The sequence below is a fragment of the Alkalitalea saponilacus genome, from assembly GCF_900168165.1.
Classification (GTDB): Bacteria; Bacteroidota; Bacteroidia; order Bacteroidales; family Marinilabiliaceae; genus Natronoflexus; species Natronoflexus saponilacus.
In genome coordinates this window covers 1-4,953 of the sequence record NZ_FUYV01000045.1, presented here as the reverse complement: position 1 = coordinate 4,953, position 4,953 = coordinate 1, and the positions used below count along the sequence as shown (strand labels likewise).

Genomic DNA, 4,953 nt, shown 5'->3' with positions numbered 1-4,953 from the left:
ATAAATTATATAATTACATACGGCTCTTACGGCGATGCCACCAAAAAGAATGCCGGCATTTGCGGCGTTGGCGAAATGTGGGGGTATTATGTTGGTGGGTTGTTGGCAACGGAGCAGTATGGTGGGGATAGGTTTACTGGTCGGGATTATTGGTTTAGACCGTTTATTCTGAGGCGTTTGGTCGATAATACAGGTTTAACACAAAAGCAAATATTCGACTGTTTAACCAGCGACATAAGAAGTCACGAGCAATTTAAAAACAGATTAATATCAAGATATGGAAACAAAAGAGAGCAAATTGAAGAGGCATTTAGCGTATGGGGGTTTTAGTGCGCTATTATTATTTCTGGTAGTTTCCTCTTGTTGTTACAATGTGGAAGCTGATTATTCTTTTGAGAATAAACTAAAAGATGAAGTAAGGTTAACACTATATTCTAGTGGCTCAAATATCAAAGGAACTAAAGATTATAATATAGTTGAGGGAGGTATTATTATGTTAGTGTCTTTAAAAACTTGTGATAGGGATGGTTTTGGTGATGTCATTGGCAATGAGGTTGATTCAGCAAAAGTTGTATTATCGGATAGTTCCAAAGTCATTGCAATTTGGAGAGCTTCGGGTGAGCATTTTTTATCTGAGAGCTATGAAAATTTACCTGACTTTTTTGATTGGTGGTATTGGGAGGAGAATCGGATTCAACATGGTGGTTCACATGCTGAGTATCGCTATATTCTTGAATTGATAGATAAATAGTTCGTATATACTGAGGGCTTGACTACAAGTCAAGCCCTTAATTTCATCTACCAGTCACAAACTTGCCAATGTCAGTCATATAAGCAATATTGGTAGTATGTCATTTAGTTAATTCTTTATTTGACTTATCTCCAGATGTATTAATTTAAAAGAATTTATATGAGTAATATAAGTTTGTCGGTAGTCCTACTGTTTTTTCTGAGTACAATAACTCTTTCTGCTGAAGAAAAGGAAGATGCCTTTGTACGAAAAAATAAAATTGGTGTTGAGATGGGAGGTAGTTCATTAATTCTGAGTTTTAAGTACGAAAGAATTTTACTCAACTACAATCGGCATAAAACAGCAGTAGAAATTGGGGGTGGACTATTTACTTTTAATGCAGGCATTAACCAATTGCTCTCATTTCATCAGCATCATGTTGAAATAAAATTGGCTGCTATTGGTGCAAGGTTATTATATTCTGACCCTTATTACTATTCATTTGGTGCAGGGTATAGATTTCAAAGACCTTCTGGTAGAACTTCTATACAAATTAGCTGTCCGGTTAATTATGGTATAAGCTCCGGCTACTTTGTAATTCCGGGTGCCTCAATTAGTCGGGTGTTTTAATAATTGCTTGAGGGTTTAGAGTTTAGGGTTGGGAGTTTATGGTTGGGAGTTGAGAGTTGATGGTTGAGAGTTGATGGTTTGTGGTTGGGAGTTGATGGTTTTTTCCGGCCAATATTAGTTTTTATATATATTATTGTAACTGCTTTTAAGGCTATGAGTATTAACATCGTAACACTTTTTGCAATTTTTTTATTCCTCTTTTGCAATTCGCAAGCCGACTGCAACGCTGAGGAGCCAATGAAGAAGAGCGATTCGTACATTGCATTTCAAACCGGATTAAACGTTAATGCGTTTAACCGAAACGGCAATGGAAATATAAATTCTCTGGGATTCAGAAATTCACTGGAGTACAAAACGAAGGAGAGTGACAGGTTTATGCGAGGCTACTTTCTTGAGCACTCAACTTATATTGGGTTTTTTCCCACTTTAAACAACTCGTATGAAAACAGCTTAAACTGGTATTTTGTTGGCGCAGATGCCTATTATAAAATAGCTACACTATTCAAATTTCTAAGTTGGGAAATTGGTGCAGGCGTGGGAGTTATCCATCTTTACAGTGAGTCTGCGAGGGTTGGTTTGGGAGTAAATTTGGGCTCTAACTTAAATATAAGGTTTAGTGAGAGGTTTTCAATGGATATTGCTCCTTTGTTATTATTTCCGCCCGTTAACAGGTATTGTTTAAGTACAATAAAAATAGAGAACGCGGGTGTTCTTCACTCTTTTTCTCTAATGCCTATAGGTTTTCGAGTAAAACTTTAAATTGAGCCATTGTATTAAACATTGTGGCCTTTGTGTATGTCTTGTGAACTTGGTGATTAAATCACCTTTTTTGATATTTCTTACTCCTGCATGTTTCAATTTTTATGTCTGGGACTATCACTTCTTCTCTTTATAGACGATCGTTTATACTGCTATTCAATCCATGGATTCCGATAACATAATTTCTTGTTTAAACATTGTTTATTTAATTATCAGACAGATATGGATGTGGGATGGTGTTGAATCTGGATCTACAATTTGCTAAATATTATATTTAAAATTGATTTGTCATTTTTAGAAAGGTTTTGAAAAAACATAATAATTCATTAAATTTTGGAAAAATTATATCGATATGGATAATTCAAAAAAAGGAAAATGCCCGGTAATGCACGGGGCAAACACGGATACTAAAAGTTCTGTGATGAGTTGGTGGCCAAATGCGCTTAATTTGGATATTCTGCACCAACATGATTGCAAAACCAATCCCTTAGGTAAGGATTTTAACTATCGGGAAGAATTTAAAAAGCTGGATTTAGAGGCAGTTAAAAGTGATTTAAAAAAATTAATGACCGATAGTCAGGAATGGTGGCCTGCCGATTGGGGACACTATGGTGGATTAATGATCAGGATGGCATGGCACAGTGCCGGTACCTATCGTACTGCTGATGGACGTGGTGGGAGTAATACCGGCAATCAGCGCTTTGCACCTCTCAACAGCTGGCCTGATAATGTGAATCTGGATAAAGCACGCAGACTTTTATGGCCCATCAAGAAAAAATACGGCAATAAACTCTCTTGGGCCGATTTAATGATTCTGGCCGGAAATATGGCCTATGAATCCATGGGCTTTAAAACTTTTGGATTTGCCGGCGGACGCGAAGACATCTGGCATCCTGAAAAGGATATTTACTGGGGGGCTGAGAAAGAATGGCTTGAACCCACAAAATCACGCTATTCTGATGATCAGGATCGTGAGTCGCTTGAAAATCCACTGGCTGCCGTACAGATGGGCTTGATTTATGTAAACCCTGAGGGGATAGATGGCAACCCCGATCCGTTAAGAACCGCAAAGGATGTGCGCATGACATTCAAACGAATGGCCATGAATGATGAAGAAACCGTTGCATTAACCGCTGGTGGGCACACAGTGGGCAAGTGTCACGGGAATGGCGATGCATCGGTTTTGGGGCCAAGTCCGGAAGAGGCTGGGCCGGAAGAGCAGGGATTTGGTTGGAAAAACCCTAAAGGAAAGGGGCATTCTGAAGATACAGTTTCCAGTGGATTGGAAGGTGCATGGTCGAGCAAGCCCGACAGATGGAATCATACCTATTTTCATCTTTTACTAAATCACGAATGGGAGTCTGTAAAAAGTCCCGCAGGTGCTTGGCAATGGGAACCCGTTAACATGAAAGAGGAAGACAAACCCTTTGATGCTCATATTCCCGGTGTACGTCGCAATCCACTCATGACAGATGCCGATATGGCTCTGAAGATGGATCCGGAGTATCGGAAAATATCGGAAAAATTTCATAAAGACCCTGAATATTTTGCAGAGGTATTTGCCCGTGCATGGTTTAAATTGACTCACCGTGACTTAGGTCCTAAGAGCCGTTACCTGGGAGCTGATGTGCCCAAAGAAGATTTGATTTGGCAGGATCCTGTTCCGGCAGTTAATTACACCTTAACAGAAGCAGAAGTTGAAGACCTTAAGAAGAAGTTGCTCAACAGCGGCCTGTCGCAAACAGAACTAATCAATACAGCGTGGGACAGTGCAAGAACTTTCAGAGGTTCTGATTACAGGGGGGGGGCCAACGGTGCAAGAATACGTCTCGCTCCCCAAAAAAATTGGGTAGGCAACGAAACTGAAAGGTTGAATAAGGTATTGGCAAAACTAGAAGAAATTCAAAAAAGCTTGCAGAAAAAAGTAAGCATTGCCGACCTGATAGTACTCGGAGGTACAGCTGCTGTTGAAAAAGCTGCACAACAAGCCGGGGTAAACATTAAAGTACCATTTAGCCCGGGACGGGGCGATGCTACAGACGAAATGACCGACGCCGAATCTTTTGACGATCTTGAACCCATTCACGATGGTTTCAGAAACTGGCTTAAAAAAGATTATGCCGTGCAACCCGAAGAACTGATGCTTGACAGAACACAGCTCATGGGTTTAACCGCTCCTGAGATGACCGTTCTTGTTGGAGGTATGCGTGTGCTGGGTACCAACCATGGAGGAAGCAAACATGGCGTATTAACTGATAAAGAAGGCGTTCTTACCAATGATTTCTTTGTAAATATTACTGACATGACTTACTCATGGAAGCCTGTTTCAGATAATTTGTATGAAATTGTTGACAGAAAGACAAATCAGATGAAATGGACAGCCACCCGGGTTGATTTGGTGTTTGGTTCAAACTCTGTGTTACGGGCTTATGCCGAACTGTATGCGCAGGATGATAACAAAGAGAAATTTGTTAGAGACTTTGTAAATGCATGGGTTAAAGTGATGAATGCAGATCGGTTTGATTTGTAGAAAGATTCTTTGATAAATTAAGCTGAAATTAAGGGCTTGACTCCACGTCAAGCCCTTAATTGTTTTTTGGAGGCAGTTGATCCCGCATGGTAAACAAATTCTATTTGAAAACACCAGAGTCGGGTGGTATATGGTAGTATGGTTTTATTAAAAGCTTGATTATAGTGACAATCAATTTAACATATGTTAAAATAATTTTTGCTCATTAATTAATCAAAAAAACACTATTTTTACAATATAAAACACCGTTAAATTTGCATGCGGTAACTAAAATGCAATAACCTTAATTTTTAACTTAAAATTG

Annotated in this window: 5 protein-coding genes; all 5 read left to right on the top strand. The window is 39.2% G+C overall.

Going from position 1 to position 4,953, the window contains the following annotated elements:
* Positions 1 to 330 (top strand): hypothetical protein (locus B5X70_RS18100; protein WP_200812621.1); only part of this gene is annotated, 330 nt, incomplete at its 5' end.
* Complete coding sequence (locus tag B5X70_RS17335) at positions 278 to 751, top strand: hypothetical protein (protein ID WP_143255107.1); 474 nt, start codon at positions 278 to 280, stop codon at positions 749 to 751. The genes B5X70_RS18100 and B5X70_RS17335, both read left to right, overlap by 53 nt.
* A gap of 159 nt (positions 752 to 910) precedes the next feature.
* A complete protein-coding gene (locus B5X70_RS17330) occupies positions 911 to 1,360 on the top strand; it encodes a hypothetical protein (RefSeq protein WP_079559165.1) in 450 nt (149 codons plus the stop codon).
* Positions 1,361 to 1,513: 153 nt separating this feature from the next.
* Positions 1,514 to 2,119, top strand: coding sequence for a hypothetical protein (locus B5X70_RS17325; protein WP_079559164.1), 606 nt, complete (start codon positions 1,514 to 1,516; stop codon positions 2,117 to 2,119).
* Between the two features lie 352 nt (positions 2,120 to 2,471).
* Positions 2,472 to 4,649, top strand: a complete 2,178-nt coding sequence (gene katG, locus B5X70_RS17320; protein ID WP_079559163.1) for a catalase/peroxidase HPI — start codon at positions 2,472 to 2,474, stop codon at positions 4,647 to 4,649.
* Positions 4,650 to 4,953 lie beyond the last annotated feature (304 nt).

Coding starts and splice junctions, on each gene's coding strand:
- B5X70_RS17335 (WP_143255107.1), top strand. CDS start 278: ATGGAAACAAAAGAGAGCAAATTGAAGAGGCATTTAGCGTATGGGGGT.
- katG (WP_079559163.1), top strand. CDS start 2,472: ATGGATAATTCAAAAAAAGGAAAATGCCCGGTAATGCACGGGGCAAAC.
- B5X70_RS17330 (WP_079559165.1), top strand. CDS start 911: ATGAGTAATATAAGTTTGTCGGTAGTCCTACTGTTTTTTCTGAGTACA.
- B5X70_RS17325 (WP_079559164.1), top strand. CDS start 1,514: ATGAGTATTAACATCGTAACACTTTTTGCAATTTTTTTATTCCTCTTT.